Origin of the sequence: Corynebacterium sp., assembly GCF_030532715.1 — a bacterium.
GTDB lineage: Bacteria > Actinomycetota > Actinomycetes > Mycobacteriales > Mycobacteriaceae > Corynebacterium.
On record NZ_JAUNKO010000006.1, the window covers coordinates 122871 to 140980 of the forward strand.

The window sequence follows — 18110 nt, forward strand, 5'->3', positions numbered from 1 at the left end:
CAGGCTGCACAAGGGCTATAAATGCCGTCGCGTGGGGGTAGCAGATGTGGGAACATCGTGCACGTGTGCGGGGGATGAATGCAGCCGCGCGCCGAACACTAGCCCGGTAATCCAAGACAGCAACGGCACCAATGTGAGCGTAGCCCCAAGGAATAACCAGGGGGTGAGCGTGACACCGTGCCACGATTGGCCCGATGATGTGGAAAGCTCCAGTAGATACAGGGCGTACCCAGCGCCGGCGAGCGTGCCAAGCAGGCCTATCATCAAGCCCTGCGCTCCAGCGTAGTGCCGGAGCATGCGTTGCGACGCCCCGAGCGCCACCATCGTTTCCACATCCCGGCGAGACTCCGCCTGCGCCAGCAGAATCACCAGCAGCACCACGCTGAGGGTTAGTGCCACGGCCCCAGACAGCGGGATTGCCGCAAATGCGAAATCCTCCACGTTATTGCTATCAGGTACCACTTCGCGCAGGGAGAAGGGTTTCTCACTGAAATCTTCAAGGCTGAGTCTCAGGGATTCCACAAATCCCAAATCGCGGTCGCGGGCAAGGCATGTGTTCGTATACGCCGCCTGGAGGTTGAGGGTTTCCAAGGTTTGCGGGGTAATGATGAGCTGAACCTCCGGTGGCCGGTGGTCGTTGTTACCCAGCACCACGCCAGGAATGTCTGCAATAGTGTGCTTGCCGGAGTTCGTCGCGTACACCCTGTAACCGTCGATCACCGTGGAGCCAGGCGGTTGGTCATGTGGGTCAGGGATGACAATCCGGGCTTTGCCGTCACGCAACACGCCTCCGAAGTTGGTGACTATCTTGCCGTCTTCCAGCGCTCGCACAGCCTGATCGACTTGCTCGTTGCTTAACGCGCCTGGGTAAAGCTTGGCGAGCAGCTGTGGGGCGTTGGCATCCATAATGAAAACGGCGCTGGAAACATCGCTGGACGCGGGACCCGCCAGCACATTGAAATCCACGGCGGGGGACTCCGTGAATGTGCCGCTCCCTACGTTTTCCGGAATGGCTAGGTAAACGGGGGCGGTGTTAGGGCTATCGGTCCGATGCGCCCGGTAGCTGTCCGTCCGCAATGTCATGTTGTACTTGGCTTCGAACTCGGCGATGAAGTTTTGGTATGGTGCCGCCGAATCCGTCGGAGTTTTCGCGATGAAGTCTATGGCTCGGTTCCGCGCGGGTGCTTCATCGTCGATGTGGACCTTGGAAGTGATCACCACATTGAACAAGGTGATAATCAGAATTACTCCAGTGACCGCGGCCACCGCCGGAACGGTGCGATGATAGTTTCGAACCGCGTCGCGGGTGGCCATCCGCAGCGGCACCGGAAGGTAGGAGCCCACGCGCGCGACGAGGAGCACGAGGGTGGTGGTGCCGAAGATCGCCGCTATCGCCGCAACCACCAGCCACATCTCGCTGGGCACGATGGTGTCGTACATGGAGAGCCAGCCCGCCACGAGGGTGACCGCTGGGGCGATGACGTGGTGAGCACGCAGCTTGCGGATGCGAATGGACATTCCTTCCTGCAATGCCTGTACCGGGTCGAGCCGGGATGCTTGCACTGCTGGGATCAGCGCGGAGCCTATGCCGCACACCACGGCAATGGTGAACATAATGACGCTGAGATCCCACGGCCACACCAGGTTGCCCGCAGCGGCGTTCCATATCACCGAGGCAAGGATGCCAAGTGCGCCGCCAAGTCCGCCGACGGTGCACCCTTCCGCCAGCATGATGCCAAACAAATCTGCGGGCTTGGCTCCGGTGGCGGAAAGTAACCCCAAGGTGGTGAGCTTCCGGCGCGCCGATACCGCGAACACAGGCCCCGTCAGGCACGCGATAAATAACAGCAATAGCGTGCAGATGCTGAGGATCGAAATCGCGTCCTTCCACGAGGTGACGCTTCCAAAAAGATCTTCCAATGCGTTTGTTGCAGTTACCGGTGGTCGGGTGGTTGTGGTGATGAAGGAAACACCCTGTGCGTTGGGGTGTCGTGGCACGGTTTCCTTGCTGACCCACTCGAGGGAGTGATTCAGCCTAAGCTCCGCAGACACGAGGGCGTTGTTGTCGGGGAGCTGTAGTGGAACGTCGCCGAAATTGATGGTGGTAGTTTGCGCCGCGACCCCCGCAACGCGCAGTGAAACCTCGCGTTCGCCATACCGCACGGCTACCGTGTCACCCACGTGGGCGCTGATAGCGAAGGCTTCGGAATCGTCCAGTAGTATTTCGCCAGGTTGGGGGATCGCGGAGGTATCCGTGCGGGCGGCGGCTTGCACGGCGTCGATAGTTCCGAACGCTGTTGCTTCCGAAGGTCCACGTAGCCGCGCCGTGAATGTTATCTCCGGCAAAAACGTGCTGGCTAGTTCGCTATCGTTTCCTAACGCCGCAGTAATGCGCTCAATGTCGGGGCTGGTGGAAACCCGCTCAAGATCGGCTGGCGGGATGCAATCAAGCTCCGAAAGATCCGCAAGCGAGTCAGCGTCTGGGCAGGGGGAGTCGGAAAAACTTACGGTTGAGGTAGGGCCCTGGGGCGGGACATAGTTCGCTGGCGCCGACGGAATGTCCATTAGGCTGAGAAACGCCAACAACGGCAGCGCAAACAACACCACCGCAAACGCGGTACGGGATTTATGCAGCTGAATATCCCGCCAAGCCAAGCGGAACGCAAGCAGCAGTCGGCTCATAGCTTTCGTTGCTCCAACCGTAGGTGATCCGCGCTGCGGCGCGGCTGCTAAATTACATCCTGCTCTTGTCCCGCTTCGCAGCGGTGTTTGCTCGGGAAACCGAGTGGGGTGCGCGTTACGGGCATGAGCGCAATCTTCTGACGTCGTTTACCAACTTTCCTGAAAACTTACGGGGTAACATCACCTTGAACAAGCGGTTCTACCCGAGTGTGGCAGCTGGGCTACCATCGGAGAAACCTTTTCACGGATAACAAGGAGTAGTTGTGAGTTTTATTCAAAAGGCCAAGGAATTTGCCAAAGCCAACCCGCAGAAAGTCGACCAAGCCGTGGAAAAGGTGGGCGACCTGGTGGATAAGAAGACCGGCGGCAAATATGTCGCCGCCGTGGACAAGGTGCAGGAAACCGTGAAAACTCAGCTGAAAAAGTAACACCGATACGTGCTCATGCCGCAGCGGTGATTAGGTTGGGCGCCGCCTGCCGGTGGTTGCCGCTCGCGTCCGAGCACCAAATACGAGTCCGATAAGCCAGGAGAGTGCCGACATCAGCACTAGCACCGTGGCGATATACGCCCATGGCAAACCGGAAAAATCCGACCAAGAATCGAAATGCAGTGCGGAAACCAACGCCAAATACACTGCATATGATGTGCCAGCGAGGGTGCCTAACAACCCAACAACGAGCCCTTGCGCACCCGAGTACCGGCGCACCAAGCTTGGCGACGCCCCGAGCGCCACCATCGTTTCCGTATCTCGCCGCGATTCTGCCGCAGCGAGCAAAATCACCAAGAGGATTACGCTCAGCGTTAACCACAGCACGGCAGAGAACGCGAGGGACCGGAAGGCCAGCGTGGAGGTACGCGTAGTGTCAATCTGGGAGACCGTCGCGTGTGGTGTTGCGAGGGGGCGGAATTCCACAGTCAAGCTTTCAAGGAAACTCAACGGTTCGTCGCGGGAAACGCGGGTTTCTTGGTAGTAGCTTTTTAGGCCCATCTCTTCGACCATGTTCGGCGTGACAAGCACAGAAATCCAGACTGGGACTTCATCATCGGGGCTCAGCACCTCGGCTTGGAAATCATGCGACGGTAGATTTTCTTGGGCGTTAGCCTCGTAAAACTCCGAATCGAAGCTCAGCGGAGGGGCCACACCAATGGTTACCTTGCCGTCTGTGAGCGCCTTACTGTAGTTGACCACGGCTTTACCTTCGTGAAGCGCCGCCGCGGCCCTCGCCGCATCCGAGGTGGAGAAAACGTCAGGGTGCAATCGCGCCAATAATTCAGGGGCGTTCGGATCCACAACATAGACACTGGTGCCAAATTGGCTCGCATGGTGGTGTCCTAGTGAGGCAAAATCCGTCCGATACGACGTGCCCGAATCCGTGGAAACGCCCTGCGGCAACGCAACAAACAGCGTGGGATCGGAAATCGTATCGGGGTCGTACACCCCATAGGAATCGGTGCGCATATTGAAGTCGAATTGGGACGACAATTCGTCAATTTGTTGATCAAAGGGTGCGGAGGTGAGTGATCGGACTTGCGATTGAACGGCCAATGCTACGTTGCGCGGGGTATGTTCGCTTGCCGGGGACATGCTCAACTCGCTGAGCATGATCGCGATAAGAATCGTTCCGGCGATCGCAGCGACCGCAGGTACCGTCCTCTGATAATTCCGCACCGCATCCCGGGTGGCCATACGGGCAGGTAGGGGCAGGTATGTCGCCGCCTTCTCCGCAAGCAGCACGAGACTCGTCGTGCCAATGATCGCGGCAATGGAAGCGATAACCAGCCACACCTCGCTGGGAAGCACCCAGGCGGTAACCACCCCGATGCCGGCCAAAAGCGCAACGATGGGTGCGGCGATATGGCGCTTCCGCAGCCGACGCATGCGGGTGGATGCCCCCTCGTTCAACGCCTGTATCGGGTCGAGCTTGGCTGTAGTTATCGCAGGAATGATCGCCGCCGCAATGCCACAGGCGATGGAGGCGAAGAGGAGGACAATGGCCACGTCCCACGGCCAGATCATTGTTCCACTGCCATCGCCGAGCAAGGAGGCTGCAATGTTTATGGTGGCGGAGCCAACGATGCCGAATGCTGCTCCGATCACGCCGATAATGACACCTTCGGCGAGCATCAGGGAAAAAAGATCCATGGGGGCAGCGCCGGAGGCTGACAGCAAGCCCAACGTAGTGAGCTTCCGGCGAACCGAAACCGCGAACACGGGGCCAACAATGCAAGCGATAAACAGCAGCAAAAGCGTGGCTATGCTGACCATCGTGATGGCTTCGGTGGCGTTCATGCCACCCGCGACCACATCGAATAACACGGGGTCGGTGATCACCTGGTGCTCGTCGGTGCTTTGGAAATCAATTCCTTGCTTGTTGGGACGATGATTCACAACTTCACCGGATACCCATAAGACCGCAGCGCGGGATGAAAATTCCTCGCTGATGATGTCCTTGTAGTCCGGTACTTCAAACGGCACGTTCTCTATGTGAATCAGATTTGTATACGCGGACGAGATATCGGCCACCCGAAGTTTGACGCTCCGGTTCCCGTGGGTCATGGTGACTTGATCACCAACACCGGCCCCAGTGATAAAACTAGTCTCCTCGTTGAGGATGATTTCCCCGGGATTCGGCAGTTTGGTTTCGTTTCGATGTGTGCCTGGTTGAAGCACATTGATTACAGGTAACGCCGTTTCGTCGGAAGTTCCCTTCACTTCGGCCGAAAATTGAAATTCTGGCCTAAAACTGGCTGCGAGTTTGGCATCATCACCCAGTGCGGTTTGAATTCGCTCTAAGTCCGGGGTTTGGGTAAGTTTTTCGACGTCGTTTCGGGATATGCAATCTGCGGAATCATCCACTTCGTCCATTTCAGCGCAAGCGTAGTTGGTGATCCAAGCGATTGATATGGGCTCATTGCTGTTGTAGTGCGGCCGGTGATCTAATCCCAAATTGATGCCAGAGCTGAGGCCCAGGATAAACAGCAATGGTAATGAAAATAGTACCACCGCGAAACTCGTGCGTGCCTTGTGGTTTTGAATGTCCCGCCAAGCTAGGCGGAACGCGAGGCGCATGCGATTCATTGGGAGGCCCTTTCAATTTGCCCGTCGCGGAGGTACACCACGCGGTCCGCGTAGGCGGCGAATCGGGGCTCATGGGTGACTAAGAGCCCCGCGGCGCCCATATCAACTCGTGTGCGAAGCAATTGCAGGACGGATTCGCCGGTGGTGGTGTCAAGGGCACCAGTAGGTTCATCTGCGAGAATCAATCGACGCTCGCCCACGAGGGCGCGTGCGATTGCAGCCCGTTGGCGTTGGCCCCCTGATACCTCAGAGGGGTACCGGTCCGCGATCTCCGCAAGCCCGATCTCTTGGAGCGCTTCCACCGCATGCGTGCGGGCTTGGCTTCGCCGCATGTTGCCGAGCTCGAGCGGCAATGCCACGTTTTCCGCCACAGTGAGGGTGGGAATGAGATTGAAATCTTGGAACACAATGCCGATATGCTCACGGCGAATCTTTGCGCGCATCGGTGGCTTGAATTTGGAAACATCGATGCCGTCGATAAGCACACGTCCTTCGGTGGGCGTATCGAGGGTGCCGGCAATGTTGAGGAGTGTGGACTTACCCGCACCGGAAGGCCCCATAATGGCCACTAATTCGCCGTACTCGACTGTGAGGTCTGCATGATCCAAGGCCATGACCTTGTTCGGGCCGTCGTGGTGAACACGGGTGACTTGATCAAGCACAAGGGCGGGCTGCGGAGTGGTCATTTGGCGTTCTCCTTCGGAGGGCTCAGGGTTTCAATATGGTCTAACCAGCGGGCTTCTGCTTCCAGGTCGAAGAGGCGACGCTCCAGTAGCAATCGCTGCGCGCTTTGTTCCGGCGGCGTGGTCGCCTTGAGTTTTGTAACGGCACGCAATTCGGCCATCGCCGCCTCGCGCTGTCTCTGGATTAGCTCCGAGAGGTTTCCGCCGACCAGGGCCGCCATTGCTACCTTGATCACTAGTTCATCGCGGTCGTCGCGGCTTTTTATGGTGGGGGAGAGCCACCACTGCACGAGGGCATGCTTGCCCTCCTCGGTGATTTGATAGATTTCTGCATTCCGGCCGGAGGTGCCGGAATCCGTGCCGATATGTTCTATGAGCCCATCGCGGTGGAGACGTTGCATGGTTTGATACACCTGCCCGACGTTGATGGGCCATGTGTTCGCAGTGCGTGATTCAAAGGTTTGTCGAAGCTGGCCGACCCCGCAGGGCTGCTGGCTTAACAAACTGAGTAGCGCGTACTTAACGGACATCCCAATATTCCTTCGGTAGTTACCTAGTAACTTAGTGAATAAGTTACCGAGTAAGTTAGGAATGGGCAAGAGCTCCATGCTTCAGTTTGCAAAGCGCCCTACGATGGGAGAATCCGCCACCCAACCGAAAAAGTAATCCCCCCGATCAGCGCTGCCCGCACTACCAGATGGTCACCCGTTGGTCAGGCTCGATCCACATGTTCCCGTTCGGGTCCACGTCGAATGCCTGATAAAACTCGGCGATATTGCCGCAGATGATATTGCAGCGGAATTCGGCGGGGGAGTGGGGGTCAATAGCCAAGTACTTTTGGGCGAGTTCGGGGCGTATCGCGGTGCGCCACACGCGTGCCCACGAAATGAAAAAGCGCTGCAAGGCGGTGTACTCGGTGCCTTCCATAGCGGGGTCCGAACCTGAAGTATCCACCTGCGCGGTGGGGGCGGAATCGAAATCTTGGCCGCGGTCCGCAAGGTAGCGTCGGTACGCTACCAGCGCAATCCCAAGCCCGCCGAGATCGCCAATGTTTTCCCCGAGGGTGAACTCCCCATTGACGCCGAGACTTTCCGTGCCTGTTAGCACCGAAGGAATCAGCCCCTGGAATTGCTTGACGAGTTTTGCGGTGAGCGTTTCGAACGCGGCGCGGTCCTCTGGGCTCCACCAAGATTCGATGTTGCCTTCGCCGTCATACTGGCTGCCTTGATCATCAAAGCCGTGGCCGATCTCGTGGCCAATCACCGCGCCAATCGCACCGAAGTTCGTCGCCGCGTCCGCGCCGGGGGTGTAAAACGGCGGACGTAAAATGGCCGCCGGGAACGTAATTCCATTGAGCACTGGGTTATAGAACGCATTGACGGTTTGCGGGGTGGTCACCCATTCGTGGCGATCCACGGGCTTGCCCAGTTTCGCCGTTTCATAATCGTGGAGGAACGCGGTACCGGCGCGAACGTTCGCCAAGAGGTCCGCACCAACAGGTGAAAACGCGAGTCCTTCGTAGGAGCGCCACTTGTCTGGGTACCCGATCTTGGCGCGGAACTTCGACAGTTTTTCCAATGCTTTGTTGCGGGTTGTGGGGGTCATCCACGGTAGATTGCTGATTCGCTCCTGGTACGCATTCAGCAGGTAATCCACCATTTCCAACAGTTCGTCTTTCCACTCCGGCTGGAAATGGCGCTCCACGAACAGCTGGCCGATTTCCTCGCCAACTACCCCGGCGGCCAGTTCAATGCCGCGCTTCCAACGTGCGCGTTGTTCGGTGGCTCCGGACAGCTTCGTTTCAAAAAAGTCGAAGTTGGCTAAGGAAATTTCCGGCGGCAGGCACTCCGCGCGGGCCAGCAGGATGTTCCATACCGCAAGCAGCTTCCAATCGGCCAGACGTTCGGGCGTGATGAGGGTTTCTAGGTGCTGCACGAACGACGGCATCATCGTGACAATGCGCCCCTCGGTGACCCCCGCGCCGTCCAAAAACGCCTTCGACATTGGCGGCAGGTCAAGGTCGGGGTTGTAGGTTTTCACGGCGTCGCGCGTGGCTACTACATCCCAATGGCCCGCCGCAATGTCCGTTTCCAGCACAACAATGCGTTCCGCAGCCTCGCTTATCGACGCCCCGCCCAGCCAGCTCGCAGGCAAAAACCCCAGCATGCGTTCCACATGCGCCCGATAGGCCGACAAGGTTTCCGCATGTTCAGGTGCGCGATAGTACGCCTCATCAGGTAGGGCGATGCCTGCCTGGAAGAGGTAGAGGGCTGCGTCAGTACTGCCAGCATCCTTGGCAATCCAAAAACCTAACGGGCCCGCTACGCCTAGGCGATCTAGCTCTCCGCATGCGTAGGCGAACTCGGCCGGGGTAGACGCGGCGTCGATAAGCGAAAAGTCCGCAGTAAGCGGGTCGATGCCCGCGGCGGTAATGCCGGGTACGTCCATAAACGAGCGGTACATGTCGGCGGCGCGCCCAGCGGAAGTTTCAACTATTTCGCGGACGTCCTGTTCGGCCTGGTCGCGGAGCTGATGGAACACTCCGTCGATGCCGCGGTCGGCGGGAATAACATGCGTATCAATCCAAGGGCCGTTGACTAGGCGATAGAGGTCTTTCATGACTTTCCACCTTAAACGAAGTGGGCGGAGGGGTGCGTCGGGGTGCGGGAAGGCTGGGGTAGGCGTGGAGGTCTGACGAATGACCCATCTGTGGCGAATATCACACCTCGAAAGTATTAGATCTTCTGTTTGAATAAAACTGCGTACTTGCAGGTGGGGAAATCTTACATTGTTGTAATTTTCTAGCGCTTGTTCTAGTAAAAAAGATGTTCGGCGTGTTACCTGTGTTGCCACTGTGACTTGTGTGATTAGTGGGGTACATTGAGGCTCATGATGTTTTCCCCAAAAGTCCTCACACGTAATGTCGCCACGCTGTTCGTGGCACTTGCACTCGTGATCACATTTGTCACCACCCCGAAAGCGCAAGCGATTGACCTCGACGCCCCCTCCGGCGTTGACGTCTCAAGTTGGCAGCATCCCGGTGGAGAAGGCATCAACTGGGACTCCGTCAAAAGCGACGGCCACTCGTACGCATTTATCAAGGCCACCGAAGGGGTCAACTACCTTAACCCCCACTTTGCAGCGGACTCCCGTCAAGCCATCGATGCTGGACTCATGATCGGCAGCTATCACCTCGGAAGGCCCGGCGTGAGCGCGACCGCCCAAGCAGCGGCGTACGCGGCCGTGCTGGCAAGCCAGCCTCAACCCTCGCTGCCGCCGGTACTCGACATCGAATACGATGACGGCGTCGGACCTGCGCAAACGCAGGCGTGGGTGAAAGAATTTGTCACCGAAATCGAATTGCTGACCGGCCGGAAACCCATCATCTACACCTACCGCTACTTCTGGGAACAACAGGTGGGCAATAGCACCGACTTTAAGGATTACCCCCTGTGGCTGGCTGCCTACCAAAACACGCCGCCCACCACACTGCCGGGTGGTTGGGAGCAGATGACCTTCTGGCAGCGCTCCAGCACTGGGCGGGTTTCCGGAATCAACTACGACACCGACCTGAACCTCTTTAATGGCAACCAAGCCCAGCTTGATGCCTTTGTAATTGGCAACTACGTGCAGCTCGGCAACATTATCAATCCCTCCTTGCGCTTGGATAAACTTCCAAACCTAGAGGTGATGTCCAAGCAAAACCCCGACCTGGTGAAAGTGATCCTCGCCGTGGCGGCGGGTGCCGTTGCCGCAAACGCGCTGAGCAAAGCAGCCCAAGACGCAGGTTTTGACGCCCGCCCTGCCGAAGAATTTGTCAAACTGGTGCAGGAGCAGGTCGACAGCGGGAAACTCCCAGTCAAAGATCTAGAAATCATGCTGGACGAATCCAAATACACGGTCGGCGATCTAGTCAAACTGCTGGAAGCCGTCCAAGCGCGCCAAGCTGACCAGGCAGATGCGCAGCCGCAGGACCAGCAGCAAGAACAGTAACAGCCTGCCGCCTAGACCACTCAAGAAAGACCTCTCCTAGGGAGGATTCAACAAGCCGCAGCACTTGGGGAAGGTGCTGCGGCTTGTTGCTGCGGAACTACTTGTTGTCGATCTGCATCTTGCCCGGATTCCACAGCCCAGAGCGGGTGACTTCCTGGTAGTCAATCTTCGCGGGTACCGGTTCTTCGCCCGCTGAGTTGGTGCGCAGGGTGTAGGTTTCCAGGGAACCCCAGTCGCGTTCCCAGTTGTTGTTGAGGTAGGTGGGAACTTCCAGGGAGGTGCTGGTCGCCTCGGACACGCCCATGATGCCGCCACCGTTGAAATCCTGCCACGGCGAAAGCGTCACTTTTCCGGCGTGGTCGGGGGAGATCCGGTATTCCGGTAGTTCAGTCACACCAGCGTAGTGGTAGAAGGTTCGTTGGCAGGGGAACTGTAGGGACACGGACCAGTCCAACAATCCGGGGGTGTCGGGGTCGATCACGTTGGTCATCTTGGTCAAGCTGGGCACGCGCGGCGGCGTAAATGCCAACCATTGGTCGGTGTCCAAGCTGCTGTCGGAGGCGACGATGCGAACAACGTCTGCGTCCTCGGGCAGGGAATCCAGCGGAACGCGCAGGTTACGCCATGATGGGCTCGGGCCGATGTCGTATGGCTGAATGGTGCCCATGGACTCCACTTTGCCGTCGCCCTTGCTGCGGCCGTACTCCACGACGAGTTTTTGGCCGTCTTGCTCCACGCCATTAATGTCGTTGTGCTTTACGCGTCCAGCCGCGGAGATCACCAAGATCGGGGCGTCGTCTTTGCGCTCCGGTAGGGAGTACCAAGTGGTCTTCGTGCTTGCTGGGAATTGCGCGCCTACCGTGTAGGAGCCAACCACTGGCACGACGGTGTAGTCGATGTTGTACGGAAGCTCCGCGCGGGAACCATTTACGCCGGGTTCCGAGCGCACACCACCGGTGATACCCGCGGATTGTCCGGCTGCTTCACCGGTGCTCTCTTTATCTTCCTCAGTGGTGCCAGCGATAGAACCAGCGGAGCTGCCCGCGGTGCTTACACCTTCGGTGGTGATTTGCACCGGAACGTTGTTGGCCTTGAAGTTACTCTCTTCGGAGGTGGTCAAGGATTCGCCGAGTTTGCTGCCGTCCGCAGGCTGGAGGAAGGATTCGTTGGTGTTGTTTTCCACCATCACGTCCGAAGCCAAGGCGCAGTGGTCACCGGCGAAGCTTCGCAGGTTGCCTAGGCCGACCGTGTACGCAGGGTATTGGGAGATAAAGCCCTTCGACAGGGAAGCCATGGAAAACAGCACTACCAGCGTGGTGACCACCAAGATTGGGGCATTGAGCGCGCCGTGGGTTTTGCGTCGTTCGGTTTGCACCTCGCCACCGGCGGCGGTCTTGCGGATGTCGTCCACGAAGGAAAGGTAGGCGCCGGCCGCCAAAATCAGCAGGGAGAGCACCAACACCACGGTGTTGGCTTCAATGTTTTTCACCTGGATTGTCTTGTCGTACCAGGGGACGCCGAAGCTGGAAATGTACCACCAGCCGTTGGTGCCGGCCAGGGTGTTTGCGGTGATAAACAGCACGCCACCTGCGGCAAGCACGCGCAATCGTTGAGACTTGGAAAGTTGATGCGCCAACGCCACCGCCGCGAGCCCGGCGATTGCGGAGCCGATGCCGGCGTATACGCCGAAGTGGTGGGACCACTTGGTGGGGGTGAACATCATGAAGAACATGGTGCCGAATATCACCAGCAGCAGACGCCGCGATGGGTCGGGCGCACTACCGGGCACGCTGCCGTGCCGCAGGATGGAAGCCACCACGATGGCCACACCCACGTACATCATGATCACGGCGAAGCGGCGCGTAAACGAACCGTCCACGTTTTGTTGGAGCAGGGTTTCGTAGCGTACCCACTCGTCGTACCAGTGCAGTGATGGTCCCTTGGCGCTACGTACGCGAATGGACTCGATGACGGTGGCCAGGGTTTGGTCACCGAACACGGCGAGCAAAATGGCGGTGCCGGAGGGCAGGAACGGCAGGCACATGGCGAACACATCGCGTTTGCTTTCCGCCCGCCGGACGATAATTCGAATCAAGCCGGAAAGCCCCACGAGCAGGGCGGATACGGCCATCAAACCCGTCGGCCCGGCGCCTAGCGACACGGTGGCAATGATCACGCCTACTGCGCCGGGCAGCAAGCGCTGCGTGGCGATTGCGCGTTCGATGGACACCCAGGTCAGGAGCGCGCCCAAAGCGATCACGGGTTCGGGGCGCAGGCCGTTGTTGTACACCAGCCAGAAGCTGAGGAAGGCGAATGCGGTGGTCCAATGCGCCACGCGACGGGAGTTGATGCCCTCGCCCAGCCGGGGCAGCACTTCACGGCTGAGGATCAGCCAGATCAGGATGCCGGCGATAAACCCGGGCAGGCGCATCCACACGGAAGCGGTAGAGATGCGCGCCATCAACCCCAGCAGGTCGTAGTAGGGGGCGCCGAACGGGGATTCGGGAACGCCGAACCAGCGGTAGTAGTTAGCCATGTAGCCGGATTCGGCGGAGGCACGCCCCATGGTGAGCAGATAGCCATCGTCGGAGGTGTTCGCGCCGATGACGTACCAGAAGGTCAGGATAAAGCCGACGATGGCGTCCAGCGGGCGGAAACGGAACCAGCCTTCCGGGAGGAACGGCAATTTTTCGCCCTGGTGTTTGTCCATGCGCCAAAGCGTCCACAGGGATACGAACAGCATGACAAGGCCGCTGAACATGGTCAGGTACTTCAGCACACTCGGCGACGATGTAAAGCGTGAGTTAATGTTGACCTTGACGCTGAGCCCGGCGTCGATAAGCTCCGGTGCGTTTTCTAATTCGGTGTAAATTCCGGTGAGTTGCGGGCGTTCGTCGTCCTCCGTTTCACCTTTGTGTTTGGTGCCCGGAATCTCCGCCTTGGTGGAATCTTTGGTAGAGGAAAGTTTGAGTACGGCGTCCGCGTCGAGTTTTTCCAGTTCACTCTTGGAAACGCTGAGCGGCACCTGGTCGCGCGCGAGGACGTCGAGGCCCGCATCAGAGTAGCGCACAAACAACCCGCGGGTGGTGGCGTCTTTACTGTCGCCGGGCAACGTGCTCAGCACCGTCGTTTGGCCCTCGCGAAGCTTATCGACGACCGCGAGCGGCACCGTCGCCTCAATCGAATCCGGCGCGTACGAAATTAACGGCGCACTTACGCTATTAATCTTCCCGTCTTGGGGCCAGTTAAACGACGATTGTGTTTGCGTCACCGGCATAAACGGGGTGATGACAAAAAGAATGAAGCCCAATACACCGCTGAGTATGGCGAGGTTCTTCACCCATCCCGGGGTCTGCGACTCTGATGTAGACACATCGATCAATGTTACGTCAGCTCCTCTCGGATTCCCGAGTTACCACGACAAAGGGCCCAACTTGTGTGACATCCCACGTGGAAAATACCTCTGGGTTGAAATACACACCTCGGAAACGAACATTTGGATTATTCGGGTAAATATCCTCAGCGACGTCGTACTTGTAGCCCTTGTCTTTATCGCCGCGGAAAATGAATACATCGGGTGCGCGCCACGGGGAGTCATCCAAGGCAGCTGAGAACTTCGCCGGAGTGTTGAGCGTTTTCCAAGACTTTACAGCCCATTGCTGAATTTGTTCGTTTCGCGTGTCGAACTCGCCGAGAGGATTCGCATAATGGCTGGTAAACGCTTGGAAGCCGCGGTAAGGGTAGTAGGACATGAAGTTTTGTTCGTCCGTAAGTACGACTGTGTCGCGGGGGACCAGTCCTTTCGACGCCAGGAGGTCGTCGATCTCCTTGTAGTACGTCGCCGAATCTGCCGGGAAGCGGTCCGCCCGTTCCCCGTACCCATCAGTGTCCGTATAGGCCAAATCGATGGCATCATGGTTGCGCTGTGGAATCGTCTGGGCGTAGCCCAACCCGCCGGTAATAGTCACCATAATGAGCCCAGCAGTCATGAGCTTGCGGGAACGCTCACTGAATTGCACCGGGTACAGGCGCGAAATTCCGAACAGGCGGATATCCGCCAGCGCGAGGACGCCGGCGGTAGCCAGCTGCATGGTCACGATGGAATCCAAGCGGAAGCCCAACAGCGTGTTGCCCGCCAGCGTGGCAATCATCGACGCCACAATCCAGCAATAAAACACAAACAGTGCGATGCCCATCGAGCGCACGTCCGGATCCACCGCGCGTGCCATGAGGAACAACAGGCCGATCAGACACAATGCGCCGACGAAACTAAACGAAAGCATGGGCAGCGGGATCTGCGTGCCCTCGTACGGCAAGTAGTGCATGGCGGTCGCGCCGGAGCGCGTTTCACCGCGGGCAACTGCCAGCAAGTACGGCGTCCAGACCGGCGCGGCGAGCACCATCGAACCGATGCCCACAATGATCAACCGCAAAATCGGCCACCAGCTGCGCTGCACGAACACCGCGAACACGGTGGCAATGAGGATCACACTCAGCGTAATCGTGGCGGTGTAGAGCGTATACATCGAAGCGGAGACGCCGAGATACACGATCATGCCTGCGATGGCGAGTTTGTGGCCCGCAACAGCGCGATACGCCAATACGGAAGCCGCTGGGGCGCCGAGGGCGACGATGGCTGCGTACGGCTCCTCAGCGGACACTACGAGGGCGATACAAATGCTGACCAAGCCGATGCCGGTGGCCACCGGCAAACTCCCGCAGATTCGCTGCCATACTGGCACAACCATGGAGGCCGCGGCCGCAATAGACACTAGCGACCACGGTTGGAATCCCTCCCAGCCAGGCAGGCCCAATAAGGCAGAAAAACGACCCCCCAGCCAGAACCAGCCACCGGGATAAAACGACGGCATGTCTATGTAGTTCATGTCGTCCAGAATCGGGCTGTCCGTGAGCCGCGTGAGGAACTGGGTGCGGAACCCCTGATCTACGGTAATGCCGTCTAAGTAGAGCCGGGTGGCAGATAGCGGGATCGCCGTGGTGGACACCACGAGCGCCGCCGGCGCAAGGTAGGACACCACGATGGTGAGCCACACGCGCCATTTCGGCGCGGAGCCTCTGAGCCACAGGTAAGACAACACACCAACCGCTATCAGCACCAAAAAGGTTGCGCACGTTGCGATGGCGCGGGACATTAACGACCCCCCAAAGGCTGGGAGGTTGGTTTGCTTCAACACAAACCAACACAGCAACGTAAACAATGCGCCGCCCACCCCAGCGCCCAGAATCGAGAAAATAGTCGCCCGATCTGAGAGCATGTCCTTGGTGAACGGCACTTCAGATGCAGGGACGGGAAGCTCCACCGCGTCCCTATCGGTTACCTGTGTCATGCATTCCAGTTTGGCATACGTTGCTACAAGTTAGATGGGTAGTCGCCGTAAGATTCCCTTAGGCAGGTGCTGGAGTACCATCATCACGTACTTAAACATTGGGTGCACCCAAAGCGTATCTTTGCGGTCTAATGTTGCTTGGACCACCGCTTCTGCTACATCCTCGCGGTTTACCGTGAACGGTGCTTCCTTCACACCGGCGCTCATCCGGGTGCGAACCTGGCCGGGGCGGACCACCAAAACGTGGGCACCGGTGCCGCGCAGCGCCTCACCAAGCTGGGTGTAGAAACCGTCCAAACCGGCCTTTGCGGAACCGTATACAAAGTTCGAACGGCGCACCTTCATCCCCGCCGCCGACGACATGGCAACGATGGTGCCGTGGCCCTGCTCCTTGAACTTCTGCGCTAACAACACACCCACCGACACCGCGCCGGTGTAGTTGATTTGTACCGCGTCTACAGCCTTGGCTTGGTTTTGCCACTGCTCTTCGTTGTCTCCCAACACCCCGAAAGCCACAATGGCCACATCAACGTCGCCCTGCGAAAACGCGAGATCAATTACTTCAGGGTGTGTATCAAACGCACGGGCATCAAAATCGATGACCTCCACAGACGATGCGCCTGCGGCCTTTAGCTTGGCCACCGTGGCGTCGATAAGCTTGTCGCCCTGGAACGTGGCGAGGGTGACATGGGCGGGGCCTTTGGTCAGAAACTCTTCAACAATCGCGTTGCCAATCTCGGAGGTGCCGCCGAGCAGCAAAATATTTTGGGCCTTGCCCACAGCGTTCAGCATGGTAAATCCTTCTTAGTGCAATTCGAGACGGCGGGACATATCGGAAGCAAAGACGCCAGTCGGGTCAATATCATGGCGGGTCTTCAACCAACCCTCCATGCCGGGGTACATCGCGTGGAAACGCTCAGCCGGCGTGCGCGATTCCTTGGCCAAGTACAGGCGGCCGCCGAATTCCATCACGCGGCGGTCAATATCGTCGAGGAAATCGCCAAGGCCCCGCTTAATCGGGAAATCTACGCACACGTTCCAGCCCGGCATTGGGTAGGACAGCGGTGCGCGGTTGCCCTCGCCGAACAGCTTAAATACGTTGAGCGCGGAGTAATGCCCAGACTTTTGAATGTCCCGAATAATGTCTTTAAACGGGTCCACTGCCTCCCGCGGCACCACGAATTGGTACTGCAGGAACCCGCGGGAACCATAACCGCGGTTCCACTCGCCGATCAAATCGAGCGGCTGATAGAACTGGGTGAGGTTCTGCACCTTGTTTTGGTAGGTGCCAGACTTCAACCACCACAGTTCGCCGATCGCCATCATGCTCAACTTGTTCATGGTGAACGACGGGAAAATGTCTGGCACGGTCACCAATTGCGGGGCGTTAAACTTCAACGGATCCTTGGCCAGCTTCGGCGCGAGCTCCTCAAGTTGAGCCAGCGTGGCCAAGGAACCGCGCGACACCGCGGAGCGGCCCAGCTTCGGCTCGGGGGAAATAGCGTCGAACCAGGCGGAAGAATAGGTGTAGTTCTTCTCCGAACCGTCCGAGTGGAACTCGATGGTCTCATCCAGCGAGGACGTCAAATCACCGTCGGCGATGAAGTAAGCGGTCTCGGTGCGGGTCATCCGAATCTTGGCGCGCACAATAATGCCGGTGAGGCCCATGCCTCCGACGGTCGCCCAGAACAGATTGCCTTCGGGGTCGTCCGGGGTGCCTTCCGGCTCAAGGTGCAGGATGCGCCCGTCCGCAACCAGCAGCTCCATAGAAACCACATGGTCGCCGAAAGAACCCGCCGAGTGGTGATTCTTGCCGTGAATGTCCGGACCGATGGCGCCACCGATGGTCACCTGCCGGGTGCCGGGCAGCACCGGAACCCACAGCCCATAGGGCAGCGCGGCTTTCATGAGTTGGTCGAGGGTGACACCGCCTTCCACATCAACAATGGCGGTGTCTGGATCAATGCTGTGAATTTTGTTGAACGCCTGCATGTCCACAACAAGGCCGCCACCGTTTTGGGCGCAGTCGCCGTAAGAGCGACCCATGCCACGGGCAATAACGCCGCGCCGTAAATGTGTGGGTTTGTTCTCGTTTTGCTCAGCAACGAGGCGTACCGCGTTACAGATTGTTTCTAGGTCTGGTGTGGACAGAACCTCAGCTGTGGTGGGGGCGGTGCGGCCCCAGCCGGTGAGGGATTTGGCTTCTGTGTGGAGGGCCCCAGAAGCACCGGTCGAAGCAACGGTGCCGGACTTGCCCTTATCGCTCGTCATCGTTTTACCACGGTACCCCTATTTGCGGGTTTGTCGAGCTCTATCAGCGTTTC

General features: G+C 58.4%; 11 protein-coding genes. 2 read left to right on the forward strand and 9 right to left on the reverse strand.

Annotated features, from left to right (window positions below; genetic code table 11):
• Positions 1 to 15: 15 nt before the first annotated feature.
• Complete coding sequence (locus Q4D83_RS10395) at positions 16 to 2682, reverse strand: FtsX-like permease family protein (protein ID WP_303175242.1); 2667 nt, start codon at positions 2680 to 2682, stop codon at positions 16 to 18.
• A 263-nt stretch (positions 2683 to 2945) separates the two neighbouring features.
• On the opposite strand from Q4D83_RS10395, the gene Q4D83_RS10400 reads away from it, so the two are divergent.
• Positions 2946 to 3110, forward strand: a complete 165-nt coding sequence (locus tag Q4D83_RS10400) for an antitoxin (RefSeq protein WP_303175243.1) — start codon at positions 2946 to 2948, stop codon at positions 3108 to 3110.
• A 30-nt stretch (positions 3111 to 3140) separates the two neighbouring features.
• On the opposite strand, the gene Q4D83_RS10405 is transcribed toward Q4D83_RS10400, so the two are convergent.
• The 4 genes from Q4D83_RS10405 to Q4D83_RS10420 all read right to left on the reverse strand — a co-directional run bounded on the left by Q4D83_RS10405 (position 3141) and on the right by Q4D83_RS10420 (position 9064).
• On the reverse strand, positions 3141 to 5762 hold the full coding sequence (locus tag Q4D83_RS10405; protein WP_303175244.1) for an ABC transporter permease: 2622 nt from the start codon (positions 5760 to 5762) through the stop codon (positions 3141 to 3143).
• Entirely contained in the window at positions 5759 to 6448 is a 690-nt protein-coding gene (locus tag Q4D83_RS10410) for an ABC transporter ATP-binding protein (protein WP_303175245.1), read from the reverse strand. The genes Q4D83_RS10405 and Q4D83_RS10410 overlap by 4 nt, the downstream gene beginning before the upstream one ends.
• Positions 6445 to 6975, reverse strand: coding sequence for a PadR family transcriptional regulator (locus Q4D83_RS10415; RefSeq protein ID WP_303175246.1), 531 nt, complete (start codon positions 6973 to 6975; stop codon positions 6445 to 6447). The genes Q4D83_RS10410 and Q4D83_RS10415 overlap by 4 nt, the downstream gene beginning before the upstream one ends.
• Positions 6976 to 7135: 160 nt before the next feature.
• Positions 7136 to 9064, reverse strand: a complete 1929-nt coding sequence (locus Q4D83_RS10420; protein ID WP_303175247.1) for a M13 family metallopeptidase — start codon at positions 9062 to 9064, stop codon at positions 7136 to 7138.
• A gap of 270 nt (positions 9065 to 9334) precedes the next feature.
• Between Q4D83_RS10420 and Q4D83_RS10425 the strand changes: the two genes are divergently transcribed.
• Positions 9335 to 10438, forward strand: coding sequence for a glycoside hydrolase family 25 protein (locus tag Q4D83_RS10425; RefSeq protein WP_303175248.1), 1104 nt, complete (start codon positions 9335 to 9337; stop codon positions 10436 to 10438).
• Between the two features lie 97 nt (positions 10439 to 10535).
• Here Q4D83_RS10425 and Q4D83_RS10430 read toward each other — a convergent pair whose 3' ends face one another.
• From Q4D83_RS10430 to Q4D83_RS10445, 4 genes are all read right to left on the reverse strand, one after another.
• Positions 10536 to 13811 (reverse strand): arabinosyltransferase domain-containing protein, encoded by a 3276-nt coding sequence (locus Q4D83_RS10430; RefSeq protein ID WP_303175249.1) that lies wholly within the window; start codon positions 13809 to 13811, stop codon positions 10536 to 10538.
• 16 nt (positions 13812 to 13827) lie between these two features.
• Complete coding sequence (locus Q4D83_RS10435) at positions 13828 to 15714, reverse strand: galactan 5-O-arabinofuranosyltransferase (protein WP_303175362.1); 1887 nt, start codon at positions 15712 to 15714, stop codon at positions 13828 to 13830.
• A gap of 102 nt (positions 15715 to 15816) precedes the next feature.
• Positions 15817 to 16578: a decaprenylphospho-beta-D-erythro-pentofuranosid-2-ulose 2-reductase gene (locus tag Q4D83_RS10440; protein ID WP_303175250.1), complete on the reverse strand. Its 762-nt coding sequence runs from the start codon at positions 16576 to 16578 to the stop codon at positions 15817 to 15819.
• A gap of 12 nt (positions 16579 to 16590) precedes the next feature.
• Entirely contained in the window at positions 16591 to 18057 is a 1467-nt protein-coding gene (locus tag Q4D83_RS10445; protein WP_303175251.1) for an FAD-binding oxidoreductase, read from the reverse strand.
• Positions 18058 to 18110: the final 53 nt, after the last annotated feature.

Coding starts and splice junctions, on each gene's coding strand:
- Q4D83_RS10395 (WP_303175242.1), bottom strand. CDS start 2,682: ATGAGCCGACTGCTGCTTGCGTTCCGCTTGGCTTGGCGGGATATTCAG.
- Q4D83_RS10405 (WP_303175244.1), bottom strand. CDS start 5,762: ATGAATCGCATGCGCCTCGCGTTCCGCCTAGCTTGGCGGGACATTCAA.
- Q4D83_RS10410 (WP_303175245.1), bottom strand. CDS start 6,448: ATGACCACTCCGCAGCCCGCCCTTGTGCTTGATCAAGTCACCCGTGTT.
- Q4D83_RS10415 (WP_303175246.1), bottom strand. CDS start 6,975: ATGTCCGTTAAGTACGCGCTACTCAGTTTGTTAAGCCAGCAGCCCTGC.
- Q4D83_RS10420 (WP_303175247.1), bottom strand. CDS start 9,064: ATGAAAGACCTCTATCGCCTAGTCAACGGCCCTTGGATTGATACGCAT.
- Q4D83_RS10425 (WP_303175248.1), top strand. CDS start 9,335: ATGATGTTTTCCCCAAAAGTCCTCACACGTAATGTCGCCACGCTGTTC.
- Q4D83_RS10435 (WP_303175362.1), bottom strand. CDS start 15,714: ATGCTCTCAGATCGGGCGACTATTTTCTCGATTCTGGGCGCTGGGGTG.
- Q4D83_RS10440 (WP_303175250.1), bottom strand. CDS start 16,578: ATGCTGAACGCTGTGGGCAAGGCCCAAAATATTTTGCTGCTCGGCGGC.
- Q4D83_RS10445 (WP_303175251.1), bottom strand. CDS start 18,057: ATGACGAGCGATAAGGGCAAGTCCGGCACCGTTGCTTCGACCGGTGCT.